Below are 15,260 nucleotides of genomic sequence, written 5' to 3'. Positions count from 1 at the left end.
ACGGAACCATATTTTTAATTGCACCCATCCGTAAAGTTGTGATTGCATATAATAAAAACCCCCACCTTAACGGAGGTTGGAATGAGCAAGACATATTTGACTACTGCTAATGGAGCTCCGGTCGCTGATGACGACACGAGTATCTCTGCCGGGGAGCGAGGTTCGTTAACATTTGACAATGTCCACCTGTTCGAAAAACTGGCGCACTTCAACCGTGAACGAATTCCTGAGCGTGTTGTTCATGCCAGGGGTTATGGTGCTTATGGCACCTTTACACTGAATAAAGATTTATCGGATTATACGATTGCTGACTTTCTTCAGGGAGCGGATAAAAAAACAAACGTCTTCCTGCGTTTTTCTACCGTTGCCGGCGGTCAGGACTCTAGCGATTATGTCCGTGACGTGAGAGGTTTTGCCCTGCGCTTTTATACAGAACAGGGTAACTACGACATCGTTGGTAACAATACGCCGGTTTTCTTTATTCGTGACCCCGCCAAATTCCCTGACTTCATTCACTCTCAAAAGAAAGACCCGAAAACCAACCTGCCTGATCCGGCCCATCATTTTGAATTCTGGGCAAATCATCCGCAGGCCATGCACCAGATCACCATTCTTATGTCTGACCGGGGTATTCCCGGATCGCTCAGGCACATGAATGGTTATGGTTCCCACACTCTGAGCCTCTGGAATAAAGAGGGAGAACGCTTCTGGGTTAAGTGGCACTTCAAGACCAACCAGGGTATTGAAACGCTGACCAATGATGAGGCCGCTAAACAGCCGGGCGATGGTATGCAACGGGATCTGGTTGAAGCGATTGAGAGAGGTGATTTTCCAGGCTGGTCGGTGAAAATTCAGATGATGACTGATGAGCAGGCAAAGCAGTGTGAGTTCAATCCATTTGATTTAACCAAGGTCTGGCCTCATAAAGAGTTTCCATTAAACGACATTGGTACACTGGAGCTGAATCGCAATGTTGGTAATTACTTTGCCGAAACCGAGCAGGTAGCCTTTGCGCCTTCCAACCTGGTGCCCGGCGTTGGTGTCTCACCGGATAAGGTTCTGCAAGGGCGTCTGTTTGCTTACGCCGATGCGCATCGTCATCGCCTGGGTGTGAACTATCAGCAGATTCCGGTCAACAAACCGATATGTCCGGTGCATCATTATCAACGTGATGGCGTTATGGCTGGAGCCAGTGGTTGTTCTGTAACCGGTCATCTGCAAAATGCCGATGTTAACTTCTACCCCAATGACCGTTCTGATGCGCCTGTACCAGCACCACAGTTTGGTGAGCCATCAATGCCTCTGGAAAATCATGCCTGGTTAAAAGCCTATGATTCTTCTGATGAAGATAATTACTCTCAGGCAGGTAATCTGTATCGCATAATGTCAGAGGTCCAGAAGCAGCAACTGGTGAGTAATATTGTCGATGGCCTGAGTCAGGCAACGGAGTCCGTACAGAGTCGTATGGTTGAGCACTTCACCCGTTGTGATGAGGATTATGGGCAGAGAATTAAAGCGTTGTTGCTGAAATAGCATGTTTAAATAACCTGTCACCCTCTGTGGTTTTCAGCCAGCACAGAGGTATTATCGCTCTCTTTTTTATCAAAAATTCGCGTAATACCCCCATTGACCCAAGTGGGGGATACAAGCGAGCAGTCTGAGAGACGGTTCCGTTGCAAATATTTCGATAGACCATAAAGACCTATCCTCCAGATCTATGTACGGGACAAAACCCGTAGCATCGTCAGGAAATCAATTTGATCGTTTTTTGAGCATGCGTTTTTCAAAACTCGCCTCAGCATATCCAAACCCAGTCTGAACAGACTTTTGGCAGGCCGCCCATGCTTGTTCAGAGGGAGTAGGCTGGCATCACCATACTGCCAATGGCCAATAATCAAACATCACGCAAATGCTAATGCCAGAATGCCCATCAGCTTATCCATGCGGTCGAGATCAGTCATATCCGTCATTCAGCACTTAATCTGAGAATTTCCTAAAACCATCTAAAATGTAAAAAATTTTCAGACTGAGCATATGCCATGCAACCTCATCAATTTCACATTCAACGCATCGACCATACGGGGTTGGTGGCCGGTATGTGCAAAGAGCTCGGGATCGCTAACCTCTTGGATTCTCTGGTTCCCAACCAATCTGAAACCAGAAAGATTTCCTTCGGAGAAACCGTTGTCTCAATGCTGCTTAACGGACTGGGCTTCACTGCTCGCACACTCCACATGTTCCCTGAGTTTCACGCCGACAAACCACTGGATAAACTTATTCGGCCGGGTATAGAGCCGGAACATATCAACGAAAGTGTACTCGGCAGAGCCTTGGATCAAATTTTTGAACTGGGTGTAAGTGAGGTCTATTTATCACTGGCTGTCAAGGCCGTTAATGTCTTGAAACTGCCGTGTAATGCTCTGAATCTTGATTCAACCAGCTTTCATGTGGACGGTCGTTATAACAGTGAGTCTGAAGTCGATGAAGAAGATCTGAACTGCATTAAAATCTGTCGTGGATACAGCAGAGATCACCGACCTGAATTAAATCAGGCGATACTGCTCCTAATGACTGAAAATCAGGCGGGTATTCCCGTATTCATGGCCGCATCCAGTGGCAATATAAACGACAACACTAATTTTAAAAAAGTCATCAGCAAGCATTTGAAATGCTACAAAGAGGCGCTGAATAATCGTTACCTGATCGGCGATGCTGCACTTTATACAACAGACAATGTACAGATATTGCATCAGCAAAAGCAACAGTTCATCACCCGGGTTCCGGCTAAAATAAAATCCGCAAGAGAGCTTGTGGACAGTGTCGCTTCTTGTGCGATGACACCGGTTGAAGATGCCGAAGGTTATGAGAGCTGCGAAGTACTGTCCGACTATGCGGATGTATCTCAACGGTGGGTTCTGATTCGCAGTGAACAGGCTCGGAAAAGCGAACAGAAAACACTGCTCAAAAAACTGTTGAAAAAGTCAGAAAAAGAAGCGGAAGCACTGACCAGCAAGCTGGCGAAGAAACCGTTCAAGTGTGAAACGGACGCATTGCGTGCGTTCAATGAGTGGCAATCAAAAAGCAATTATTGTCAGGCAGAACCTGTAATTACGACAAAACCATGCTATACCAAAGTGGGACGTCCGGAGAAAGACAGCAAACCAGATAGCGTGGAGTATTATGTCAGCGGTCATCCTTGGGTATCCGTTGACTGTCGTAAAGTAGCAGAGGCTTCCCTGGGGTGCTTTGTGTTGGCAACAAATGATCTGGACAGGAGCCGGCTAAGTTCAGCAGAAGTGTTGAGCACTTATAAATCACAGCAGTCGGTGGAGCGTGGATTTCGGTTTCTTAAAAGCCCTGAATTTCTGGTCTCCTCGCTGTTTTTAAAGAAGCCGGAACGTATAGAAGCGTTGCTTATGGTGATGACGCTTTGCCTGTTAGTCTACGCAGCGATACAGCATCGAATCAGGCATGAATTAAAGCGTCAGAGTAGGTTCTTTCCGGATATGAAGCGAAAGCCCTATCAGAATCCGACTGCACGCTGGGTATTTTTTTGCTTTCAGGGAATTAATGTTTTATTGGTCGATGGTCATGAAAAACATGTCGTTGGCTTGCAGGAGAGGCAATTAACCATCATTTCAATTCTTGGTCGACCGTACCAAGAGATTTATTCCTGATATAGGTGCTGAATGACGGGTCATATGGGTCGATTCAAGGTCAAAACCACGGCTTTTGAGGCAACCAAACAGCGTCTCTATGGCCCAACGTTTGTAATAATCCTCAATCATGCTTTCTGGCTTTCTGGCTTTCTGGTGGCGACAATGATCAGGAGTCCCTTCAGGGTGCGTCTGGCACCAATATACAGATCCACACCGGATACCCGGCGTTTACTGTGCCATGTGACCGTTTGGTTGAGCTTGACGTTCCAGAAGAGCCTGACGGCATCAATGTCCCGACCGCAACTGCCAAGTACCTTGATATTCCCACGAATTCTTAGCCGACACAGAATTTTCTGCTCATCAAGCCACTTGAACCATTCATGGCCAATGAATTCTCGATCAGCCAAAAGCCCGTCAATTTTTTCAGCGTGAATCAGCTCCGGGACTCTTTTCATAATGGCAATCCGCTCATCAGTATTTGAGTTGCCACCATTCTTGTCCAGACACGTCCAAACGATAGGAATAGCAGCCCCTTGCCACGCGATAGCTACAACAAGGTAGTTGATATCTTTGCTGCCAAACTTCCAGTTTGTCCTGTCCATACACAGGGTGTAGCGATCCAGCTTTAGCCAATGGAGAATGAGCCTGCCAAGTTGCTCATAACAGTAGGTATAGCCTGCAAAGAAACGTTTGATACGCCGGTAGCTGGACTCTGATTGAGCAGAGCTCTGGAACTCTTCTGCAACCCGGTAGAGGTTGGTCGAACGCCCTCTGATCAGGGAGAGAACGAACTGTGCGAGAAATATGATGCGGGCTTGATGCCAGGGTAGATGAGCCTTAAGCTCTCTGGCCAGTGAGCTGACGTCTTCCATGTACGACTACTGTTCTGTACGGAGGTTAGAGACCATACAGGATACTGTAGCCGGACTGGAGTGTCAGCTCACCCTCTCAAACCATTGCTGTGCTTGGCTTTCCGGGGTTTTGTCCCGTACATAGCCTCCAGACACAACTAGAAATCTACTCATGCTACTTCCTATCTCTAGTAGTTGTGGGGACAACTCAGAGATAAGGAGTAGCATGGGTAGTTCATGGCAGGCGGAGCCAACCATTCATGACCACGTCCATAGGACGTGGGTTTTCACGATGCACTAAACTGCAATGACTGACTACAGGGTAGCACCTCCAGAAATCAATACCTGTTTGCAACGGAACCGGTTTCCCTACATGGAGCGCCAGCTCATACCCTCCAGCCCTTGCAAATTTTAGCTTCTGGATTTTTTGTCTCGTACATAGCTAGCTTTTCTATTGCCTGTGCTTCCACCTCTTTAACCAGCTTTTCTATTGCCTGTGCTTCCACCTCTTTAACCAGCTGTTCTGGTAATCTGAAGTTGCCTTCGTTATCAAAGAGTTTATAACCATTGAAACGTTTGGAGTTGCCCAGCATATGAGAAACCAGTGGGGTGGCAGATCCATTTTTATCATAAACTGCCATGTCGTTGATGAATTTAGCATAATCATCATAACCGGGAAGAGTGTCAGAACCCGGAACGGTATCTTTTGACTCAATAGTCGCAATCATGACGGCAGCCATCAGCTTCTTTTCTTCCAGAATGACCCGTTTTTTCTGCTCTTCAAGGTATTGAGCAGCGTTTTGATAGCCATCAACAGGGCTTTGGTTTTTATAGAAACCATACTGCTCGCATAGTGTGCTGAATTCGCACCCTGAGCCGCGCAGCTTTTTAAGCTGTTCTGATGATTCGGTTTTAATCTTGAGAAGCCAGCCCAGAAGTTGCTTCTGGTTTATTGCTTTTCTGGAAAAAACCTCTTTGGCTTCCCTAGCCTCTTCAGAAAGCTTCACCATGGCATTGCTCATTATTTTCAATTTTGAAGACAACTCTACAAACTGGGCGACTTTTTCTCCCTGCAAGGTTAGGCTGGGTAATGAATGGATAACTAAATGGTATGCATGGTCAGAACTGCCTTGACTTAATTCATTTGCTTTATTCAACCAAAGATTTTTATAAGCCAGATCCGCTTGTTTCATGGTAGTTATAGTGCCCGGTGTGCTGGCTATAATACCCTTTTTATTCTGTTCAAAAAAATCAGGTGTTGGCCTGTTGGTGATCAGTTTACTCAGTTGAGCGGAAGTCTGGTTAAGGGGGTGTGGGATCGACATTGAACTCGCCCTGGGTGGACTGTCCCAAACCTTTTGGGCCTCATGCAGACTTTTTTTATAGTCTCTTATGGTCGTTTTTTCCTGTATTCGCTGCTCTAATTCAGTCTGAGGCATATTGGTTGCGTAGAGCTGGCCATCAACCTGTGTAAGTGTCAGCTTTTGTGTGGCACCTCTTTGCTGGGATATTTGACGCTCCACGGGAGTAAACGGAAAAAAGTGACTAGCTGGTCGTGTGGCCTTAGAACCATTTAGGGAAGTGGCACCACAGAATATACCCTCATTCCAGCGAAGAAGGGAATCTGCCATGACAGTGGAAGCCGGCCTTTGCGGAGATAAAGATGAGATAAGGTTGCCTTTTACTTCCCTTAAGGCATCGGCACTTTTAGCACGCTTCATTTTTGGTTGAGTTTTCAAATGCTTGGCTTTTATCCCGTTAAGTTGAATATCGGTCGACAACCAGGAAGGAACGAACGCCCCATTGTCTCGTTTGAAATGAGACTGTACGTGAATCGTCGTTTCACCTTCGTTACTTTTGTTCACACCGGGTTTTGTGTACCGAGTAAATCTGGCTTTACTTTCTACTTTGAATTCATCCTGATTAATTGCGGTCACTTCGACAGAATAAACCTGTGATGATGGTTTTGGAGTAATACCAAGTTCATCAGCAATAAAAAGGTAAATTGGATTGAGAACATCCTGTCTTAATGCATCCTGAAGCACAGGGACTGAGCCAGGAATTGTTCTTTCTAACTTATCTATCAGTTCTTTTTCTTTTTGCTCAACCGTTTTCACTGGAGTGGTGCTTTTCTTATCAGAGACTATCTGATTGCTCTTTCGGTTCGGGTTGACTGAATGTATAGGTAGAATCCAACGGTCATCAACACAGCTATCCTGAACCTCTACTTGCAGTACGATATCGCTTCGTTCCAGATCGCCTTTCCATTTGCTGGCCTGGCTCGATTTGGAAATGCTTTTTAACTGATCTGAAATCTCATCCAGCAAGACATCATTGGCGAGCCTTAATCGCTGTTGATCCGTTAAGGTCTGTTTCTCACCATTTATAGTTAACTTATAATCAACAGGTGTGCCAAATGAATTCCGATTCGGGTCGTAAGCGTGACAATAATTGACTTCCGGAACCGGTGTTTCGGACTGCAAGTGGTTAAGTTTTTGTTTTAAACCCCGCAGTTGCTCTGCTTCAGTAGAGGCGGTGAATCTGTATTTGGAACCCTTTCCACGAAAGGCGGCGGCCTCTGTTTCACATGCTTTAATAGCAGCCTGTGTGGCGGGGTGATTTGATAATAACGCCAGTCTGAGTAGCTCTTTATTCTGGTTATAGACTGGCTGTTCACTGTGGTTACAGGCATGCTGAGAATGTCTCTGCTTAAGTTGTTTGCCCGGTAAATCGAATTCAGCCGATGTGCCAGCTGGAATATAAGGCGAGCTACTGTCAGAACGGGGAGCGACACGGCTTTGCTCATTGACGCTCTGTGCCTGGAGAGTGAATCCGCCGGATAGTGAGGGCGTATTTTTGTTTAGTGGACTTGGTTCCATGTGAAATTCCTTTTAAATTATTCGAACTAAGAGGTTCTTTTGACTTCTGAATCCTCATTAAGTTCCCGGGTAGTGAGGCAAACCTGTTAGGGTGAAAGTCTCATATTGACTCTCTTTTCAGGGTCTGCAGCCCAAAAAGTATGCTGTTGACGTAGAGCTGCCAGTTTATGATCAAGCTGCTGAATTGCATGGCAGGAAGAATTGGCGACTTCAGTCAGTGGCTGACATACTTCCATCGGGGCGGCATCTCACTAATATGGTGTCGTTTTATCAGTAAACATCATAGCGGTGTTTGGCCGTTACCCTTGCTGGGCAAGGAAAATTTGTTGCTACTGCATACTTATTGGGCTGCAGACCCTGAAAAGAGAGTCAATATGAAACTTTCACCCAAGTCATTGCTAAGTCACTGCATGGGCATTACCGGGCAGAACACCTATTTGCCTTAAAGCAGTCTGTTGAGCTTTATGATTTTTACGAAAAGCAAATTGAAGATTGTCACAAGGCATTGGAAGACCAGTTGAACCAGTTTGATGATAAGTCCGAGAGAATCTCTCTGCCTGCAAAACGCAAATCAGCCAGTGCCCCTGCTTTTGATGTAAGAACTCACCTTTACCGGGTGACAGGAGTAGACCTGACATCGATGAGGGAATAGAGGAAAATACCGCCCTGAAGGTAGTTTCTGAAATTGGTACAGACATGAGTCGCTGGCCGACGGTGAAGCACTTTTGTTCCTGGCTGGGACTGAGCCCGGGAAACAAGATATCAGGAGGCAAAGTTCTGAGCAGCAAGACCAAAAGAATCCCTAACCGGGCCGCTTCAGCTCTGCGTATGGCTGCACTGACTCTGGTGAGTTCGAAAAGTGCGCTGGGAGCCTATTATCGTCGAATGAGAAGTAAGCTGGGGGCACCAAAAGCGATTACAGCGACTGCACATAAACTTGCCCGGCTGATTTACAGCATGCTGAAAAACGGCTCAGAGTACGTAGATAGAGGTCAGGATTACTACGAGGAGCAATACCGTGACCGAGTCATTAAAAACATGAGAAAGCGCGCTGAAGACATGGGTTACAAACTGGTCGAAATTGAAACAGCCTCACCATCTTGACTCTATGCAAATAGCTAGTCCCGAAGGAGTTACTCAGAAGTTAACGAATGAGTAGAAAATACCTGAATCAAATTAAAAAGCCATTATTATGGGGCATCCGTTGAACGTTGGTTCATACGGGTGTCCCATAAAATAAGCAAGCAGTCTTTGTCTTATCCAGAACTACGACTCTGGAATCAGTTGATCTTTAGAGTCATAGAATTGATTACTACCCAATTCAATATCAGTCAAACAACTGCCTGGTTGATCAAACATGATTGACATGTACTTTGGATATTGTGTGCACTTCAGCGTGTTGAGCACAAGAAGATTAAGAGTTGCGCAGGACTTCATGTTTTTATATTTAAAGCAACCTATTGCAGGTACTGCATAGATGGGAACAACTAACAAAGCAATGAAGCTCGAATATTTCGAGTTCAGTGCTGACGTTAAACTCCCTGCTTTCGATTTGTCTGAACTGGACATTTCTGAGAGTGTGTTGTCAGTCTCATTTGGTGAGCGTGTCGTCAGGCCTTTGTTAACATCATGGCGAGTTGATAAAACCGGTGCAGAGCTGTTTTTAGTGGTAAATGGCATTGCAGACGGCGTATTTCTGACAGTCGTTGTATGTTTATCAGGGGATAGTTGTAATGTTGGAGTTGAATTTCTGGTCGTTTGATAAGGGGATGAGTGTACGATAAAAGATGGTTTTATTGTGCTGGGGCTTAGTACTGATGAAGGCTCTGTTGTTAGCGTTGAGCTAGCTGTTGTTTTAGGGCTTAACGCTAAGGTTATGGAAGTCGTTGGTGTCTTTGCGTCTACGTTGGAAGTCTTTGACAGATGAGACGTAGCAGTAACTGGCCATTGGGTTACAGTACTGTTTGGAATGCTTAGCCACTCAGTACTGTTGGTTAAGTTTGGGTATTCCTGATAGGGGCTACTGGCGCAATCTGGTAAATCTGACCACCAGTACTCAGGAACAGAGGGAGCGGCAGTGATTGTAGTGGTGCTGGCTATTGTGCTTTCTGTACTGGTAAGCCCTGTTGGTTCTTCCCAAGGTTTGGTAAAGATTGTCAGCCCGGTTGGGTAACGAATTGCAAAAGGATCAAATGAATTTTCGCCTGCCAGCGACAGTTGCCCGCTGATGGCGTCTTTTGTGGCAATAATAACGGGCGACTGTTGTTTTGTAACTTTGTAAAAGAAGCTGACATTTTCAAAGTCAAGCTCTAAGTCAGACGAAGGTTGGGTGTAAATCGCTAAAATACCTGATGCATTTGACGCTTTCTGATTGTCAATGACTGACTGGATAGAAGTCAGTTTTATTGAACGAGCATTTTCAAATGAAAATAATGCGCAGCCCGAAATGAAGTTATGAGTTTTGACTCTCTTCAGGCTTACCCGGTTAATACCTGATGTTTTTACCGCATAACTGTGAACATCTTCATCATTCTCCCTGATTTCAACATCCGTAAGCGCCAGAGAGGATGTGTTGTCTGCACTTACTTCGCCTTCAGCCAGAATAATCGATTTGTCGGCGGTTTCTGCACTGAGCATGCTGACTTTATTGATTGAAGCGCTACCTTCTTTTATCTGTATAAAGTGATTCACCACATGATTCAGGTGATGAAGAAGAAGGCCTTTTGGGTCAATTTGTAACCCTTCGACAAGTAAGTTATTGCCTGTCGAATAAATAATACTGTGAAGACCTAGCAATATTGTACTGGATAGTTTGAGTTGCGGATTATCAGAGCCAATAATGACCACATTATCCGCAGTGACTATTATGGAGCCTCCCAGTGTCAGATCGCCATCAATTATATGGACCGTGTCAGGAGTATCAGCTGTTATGTATGCACTGGTCCACCACTTTTCTTTGTAAACTTTTACACCCTTATATCTTTGGGCGGAGGCTGGTAGCTTTTTCATAATGCTCCGGCAGGTGCTTCGGTCATTTGAATCCACTTTCGTATCGCATAAGGCGAGATTGTGTTTAGCAGCCACTATCAGACTGGATAGGGTCGATGCCATCGTCACTGTGCTAATGGCTGTAGTTGTAATGTTCTGAGCAAAAGTCCAGTCAGTCGCAACCGATAAGAGTAAAAAGAAAGCAAGCCGTACAGTTACTTGTTTACATACAATAAGGGACATCGCTACAACCTTCTCGTTCTGTAATACCTGTGATTTCTAATAAAGGGGGGGATACCTGCTCTCTTTGAAAATTAGTCAATAATGCACTGAAAGACTGCTAAGAGAGGTAGAAGAGCAAAATACCCCATCAGTATTTTCCAATCCTAAAGTGAGCCTGAAAGAGGTGCCAGCCAGTGCTTTCAGGCCTTTCGTTCAAAAACAGTTTTAAAAAGTGTTTCTCTGCCAGACTGTAGTCGTTCTGCCGCCTCATTATCGCTCATGGAATCAGCCTGTGCTTGTAAATCTTCAAGAGTGATTCCTTTCTTGAGGTATTGTTCACTTCTGGCCAGCGATTTGAACTTTTCGTACGGCGTCATCATATTTTCATAACAATATTTTTTTCTCTCTTTGCCTTTCTTGTCTATGACAGTTTCAGCAAAGAAGCAGGGTCTGTGATAATTGAGGTATGGTGTCAGATATTTTCTGTTGAATTCGTTTACCTCCGTCGTATATTCTTGTGGAATGTGGGCATAACCAATAATCTTTCTGATCACCGCACCATTTTTACACTCAACAAGAGCATTGTCGTTTTTTTTCTTGATCTTGATTTCGTGAATTTTATACGAAGGTTGTCGAGTAATTTTGCTACATTGTAATTCACGTATTCTGAACCATTGTCCGAGTGAAAACCGTAACTGCTCAAAATCCGTAGGCAAGTCAAGATACACACGTCAATGCTTCCGGCATCCAAACCAGGCATAATTAACACTGATAAACCCCCGGCTATGCCGGGGAGACTCTCATAGGTTTAACCGTAGCGACAGTAGCTAACCTTCAGTTTCCGACCAAGAAAATTGAAGGTAAAACCAATGAGAGACTACAAGAGTTTGGCTCATACGCGTTGGGATTGTAAGTACCATATTGTCTTTATCCCAAAGAGAAGACGAAAGGTAATCTATGGGAATTTGAGAAAGTTTCTCGGAGAAATATTTCATGAGCTTGCCAGAAGGAAAGGCTGCAAAATTCTCGAAGGGCATTTGATGTCTGATCATGTTCACATGTGCATCAGTATTCCACCCAAATATCCGGTATCTCATGTCGTTGGATATCTGAAAGGAAAGTGTGCAATAGAGATTGCGAAAAATTTCAAAGGCAAGCAGCGTAACTTTAACGGAGAGCATTTTTGGGCAAGAGGTTACTTTGTCTCAACAGTAGGACTTGATGAAGAAGTGGTTCGGGCATATATCCGAGATCAAGAAAAGAATGATGGAAATAGAGATCAGTATGATCTTGACTGGTAAGCGCCCTTGGGCGCAATAAAAGCCCTTAGAGGGCGTAATCTGATAAGCCTCCGGCTATGCCGGAGGTCAGTTAACTGCTTTCACTGGTGTTACAGCGATCTGGCTGACACAGCAAAGCAAAGAGACATGGAAACGATACGCTTGCCTGTTTGGGCTTGCTGGTCAGCCATTCTGGTTTTACTCAGCCTATCAGGCTGAACAATGGGGAATCTTTATTCTCTGCTGTTTCTACACCTATAGCTGGGCATTGGGTGTAAAAAATAACTGGATACTCGCTAAGGCGACATAACGCTTGAGTTAAGCCGCTGCCGAAGGCAGTCGGGGGAGCGCAGCGACCGAACTTGAACGATTTGGTACGCCCGGCATGGGCATGAACTTATGGGGTGAAAGTCCCCTGTGGGTAAACCAGCATCGGATCTGGAGCCGAATAAGCCCACCGATGATAACCACTAGCTTAAGGCAAGTGCAATCTCACGAGGGGTTGTGCGGAGGCAGTCTGACTGCAAAAGTGCGAGCCGACGGACAGAAATCGTATACAAGGCCGAGTCTCGTGGGCGAGTGAGCCAAGGATCACAAAGCCCTCTGGTTTGAGAGATACGGTAAATGCGGCGGTTGTGTACTGAAAGTTCATGCTCTTATCCGGGGAGGTCTGTTCAACATGCGATTGGTCAATCCCAGTTCTCAGCCACTGGTTACAACAGGCTCGGCGGACAGGGTTCATCACCCTGTTCGAGCAAACCCGATGACCACCAATAGCGCCTGCAGAAGTAATTCTGTGTGGTGATTGAACAGAAGTCAGCAGACGTCATAGTAGTTGTTCGACAGAAGTCGTTAATCCGATTGGAAGTCGTCAACGAAGGACTGAACACCGACGAAAAGAGGAGACTGATTCCCTCAACACAGTGCAGCCGTCCGGCGACTCACTGGAGTTGGCGAAAGAATCTTTAACCAGCTTTGAACCACGATCTACTGAGTTGCGCACTGGAACCTGCCAATTTGCTGAAAGCATGGAAACAAGTCAGAAGTAACAAAGGGGCTCCCGGAATAGATGGGATCACCATTAAAGCCTATCCTGACTTTGCCCGTCAGCACTGGCCTTCAGCGCGCCAAGCCTTACTCAATGGGACTTACAGACCATCTCCCGTCCTTCGGGCTGTTATAGAAAAGCCCGATGGTGGAGAACGGTTGCTGGGCATCCCGACAGTCATGGATCGAGTGATACAACAGGCCATTGTGCAGGTATTATCACCCATCTTTGATCCTGACTTCTCTCCCAGCAGCTTCGGTTACAGACCGGGAAGGTCTGCACAAGACGCTGTACAACAGGTTAATCGATACATTAAGCAGGGGCTGCATCAGGCGGTTGATGTTGATCTGAGTAAATTCTTTGATACGGTCAGCCATGATGTTCTTATGTCGAGAGTCTCTCGAAAGATTCACGACAAGCGTCTGTTGAAGCTGATTGGCCGCTACCTTCGTGCTGGCGTCATGGTTGATGGGCAATGCTACCCAACCCGGGTAGGTATGCCACAAGGCGGTCCACTTTCACCGCTGCTGTCGAATGTCCTTCTCGATGACCTGGACAAGGAACTGGAGTACCGGGGGCATTGCTTCGCACGCTACTGCGATGACTTTGTGATCCTCGTTGGCAGCCAGCGAGCCGGGGAGCGAGTGATGGAAAGCATCACACGTTACCTTGAGCGCAAGCTGAAACTGAGGATAAACCCGACAAAGAGCAAGGTGGTGAAAGCTACCGAAGCTGAGTTCCTGAGTTTTACCTTCACAGGGAAGCGAATCCGCTGGTCGGAGAAGAGTCTGAACCGCTTCAGGCGAAAAATCCTGAAACTCACCAGCCGAAGCTGGGGAGTATCGATGGAATATCGCTTGAAGAAGCTGGCCGAATATATCCGGGGCTGGATGGGTTATTTCAGGATAACCGAATATTACAGTCCTATACCGCGACTGGATCAATGGATACGTCGGCGGATTCGCTGTTGTTTTATCAAACAATGGCGAAAGCCGAAAACCCGTTACAGAAATTTGATCAGGTTAGGTGTTGATCACATCAAGGCCGCCTCGATTGCAGCCAGTAGCAAAGGGTATTACCGGCTAAGCAAAACCTATGCGGCACAGTTAGCATTAAACGACAGTTTTCTCAGTAAACTCGGGCTTGTTTCCCTGAAAGACTTGTGGATCAGGTTTCACCACCCTCGGTGAATCGCCCGGTGCGGACCCGCACGCCGGTGTGATGTGGGGGCTGGAGGTTAGAGACCTCCGGCTACCCGATTTATGCCTCTTTTCGAGTTTCGCTAGAATATAAATCACCCAATAACCTTACCAATATAAATAGATAATTGTTTGTTACTTGAGAGGCTGCTGATCGAGCTTTCTTAAATGATGCATATTTAGCAACTTCATTTTGAAGGTATTGCATTAATTCAAGTTGAATGTTTGCCTCAAGACTTCGTTTAATAAATCTTTCTTGTAGATTATTTTTAATCTTTTTATTTATTGATATTTCGTTTTTAAGGGATTTTAACTCAGCATCAATTAATGATAACTGACCTAGAGTCCATTCTTCTTCACTCTTTAGTTTAGGAGGATTCCCATAGGATTTGACATAGAACCATATCACATCACATGATAAATCGAGATAGAGGTTTGCCATGTCTTTGTTAATAGTTGCAATATCATCGGATGGTTCACCATAGATGAAACGGTAGATAGTTGGATAATCAGCTTCAATTTCATCAAGCATCGTTGTAATAATATTCTCTGATGCCGATCTTCCTTGGGAAATTATGTCCCTTACTTGAACTTCATTTAAAATTTCCATAAGCCCATACTGCTGTAGTGATCTTTGGGCTTGTATCTTACAGCTCAAACTCTTGCTCTCCAAGCCTCTCCGAGAATCAGGCAATAAAAATCCTGCCAAATATAGGAACAAGATGATGAGAGCTGCTGAGGCATAACGCCCCCATCATGCGCCGCCGAAGGCGGTCGCATGGATGGGCTTGGTACGCCCGGCATGGGCATGAACTTATGGGGTGAAAGTCCCCTGTGGGTAAACCAGCATCGGATCTGGAGCCGAATAAGCCCACCGATGATAACCACTAGCTTAAGGCAAGTGCAATCTCACGAGGGGTTGTGCGGAGGCAGTCTGACTGCAAAAGTGCGAGCCGACGGACAGAAATCGTATACAAGGCCGAGTCTCGTGGGCGAGTGAGCCAAGGATCACAAAGCCCTCTGGTTTGAGAGATACGGTAAATGCGGCGGTTGTGTACTGAAAGTTCATGCTCTTATCCGGGGAGGTCTGTTCAACATGCGATTGGTCAATCCCAGTTCTCAGCCACTGGTTAC

At 45.7% G+C, this 15,260-nt stretch carries 9 protein-coding genes and 2 pseudogenes; 5 read left to right on the top strand and 6 right to left on the bottom strand.

Annotation, left to right across the window (positions count from 1 at the left end; translation table 11 throughout):
- Positions 1-81 precede the first annotated feature (81 nt).
- On the top strand, positions 82-1,533 hold the full coding sequence (locus tag NX722_RS13860; RefSeq protein WP_262567725.1) for a catalase: 1,452 nt from the start codon (positions 82-84) through the stop codon (positions 1,531-1,533).
- 182 nt (positions 1,534-1,715) lie between these two features.
- Here NX722_RS13860 and NX722_RS29085 read toward each other — a convergent pair.
- Positions 1,716-1,967 (bottom strand): annotated as a pseudogene (locus NX722_RS29085) (IS4 family transposase); the annotation flags it as partial.
- A gap of 72 nt (positions 1,968-2,039) precedes the next feature.
- Here NX722_RS29085 and NX722_RS13855 point away from each other — a divergent pair.
- Complete coding sequence (locus NX722_RS13855; protein WP_262564376.1) at positions 2,040-3,677, top strand: IS1634 family transposase; 1,638 nt, start codon at positions 2,040-2,042, stop codon at positions 3,675-3,677.
- Positions 3,678-3,695: 18 nt separating this feature from the next.
- Here NX722_RS13855 and NX722_RS13850 read toward each other — a convergent pair.
- Positions 3,696-4,531 (bottom strand): annotated as a pseudogene (locus tag NX722_RS13850) (IS4 family transposase); the annotation flags it as partial.
- Positions 4,532-4,896: 365 nt separating this feature from the next.
- Positions 4,897-6,627 carry a hypothetical protein gene (locus NX722_RS13845; protein WP_262568506.1) on the bottom strand — a complete coding sequence of 577 codons (1,731 nt, stop codon included), beginning with the start codon at positions 6,625-6,627 and terminating at the stop codon, positions 4,897-4,899.
- A gap of 1,398 nt (positions 6,628-8,025) precedes the next feature.
- Here NX722_RS13845 and NX722_RS13840 point away from each other — a divergent pair.
- Positions 8,026-8,493 (top strand): transposase, encoded by a 468-nt coding sequence (locus tag NX722_RS13840; protein WP_322740972.1) that lies wholly within the window; start codon positions 8,026-8,028, stop codon positions 8,491-8,493.
- Positions 8,494-8,655: 162 nt separating this feature from the next.
- Here NX722_RS13840 and NX722_RS13835 read toward each other — a convergent pair whose 3' ends face one another.
- Complete coding sequence (locus NX722_RS13835; protein WP_262568505.1) at positions 8,656-10,620, bottom strand: hypothetical protein; 1,965 nt, start codon at positions 10,618-10,620, stop codon at positions 8,656-8,658.
- A 179-nt stretch (positions 10,621-10,799) separates the two neighbouring features.
- Positions 10,800-11,315 (bottom strand): hypothetical protein, encoded by a 516-nt coding sequence (locus NX722_RS13830; RefSeq protein ID WP_265442357.1) that lies wholly within the window; start codon positions 11,313-11,315, stop codon positions 10,800-10,802.
- A gap of 153 nt (positions 11,316-11,468) precedes the next feature.
- Here NX722_RS13830 and tnpA point away from each other — a divergent pair, with 153 nt between their 5' ends.
- Together tnpA and ltrA are read left to right on the top strand one after the other, a co-directional pair.
- Positions 11,469-11,900 (top strand): IS200/IS605 family transposase, encoded by a 432-nt coding sequence (gene tnpA / locus NX722_RS13825; protein ID WP_262563698.1) that lies wholly within the window; start codon positions 11,469-11,471, stop codon positions 11,898-11,900.
- A gap of 954 nt (positions 11,901-12,854) precedes the next feature.
- Complete coding sequence (gene ltrA / locus NX722_RS13820; RefSeq protein ID WP_262565434.1) at positions 12,855-14,117, top strand: group II intron reverse transcriptase/maturase; 1,263 nt, start codon at positions 12,855-12,857, stop codon at positions 14,115-14,117.
- A 70-nt stretch (positions 14,118-14,187) separates the two neighbouring features.
- Here ltrA and NX722_RS13815 read toward each other — a convergent pair whose 3' ends face one another.
- Entirely contained in the window at positions 14,188-14,736 is a 549-nt protein-coding gene (locus tag NX722_RS13815; protein WP_262568503.1) for a hypothetical protein, read from the bottom strand.
- Between the last annotated feature and the right edge of the window lie 524 nt (positions 14,737-15,260).

Origin of the sequence: Endozoicomonas gorgoniicola (assembly GCF_025562715.2) — a bacterium.
In the GTDB taxonomy this organism is placed as follows: Bacteria; Pseudomonadota; Gammaproteobacteria; order Pseudomonadales; family Endozoicomonadaceae; genus Endozoicomonas_A; species Endozoicomonas_A gorgoniicola.
The sequence above is the reverse complement of the archived record's forward strand: the minus strand, read 5'-3'. Positions and strand labels throughout refer to the sequence as shown.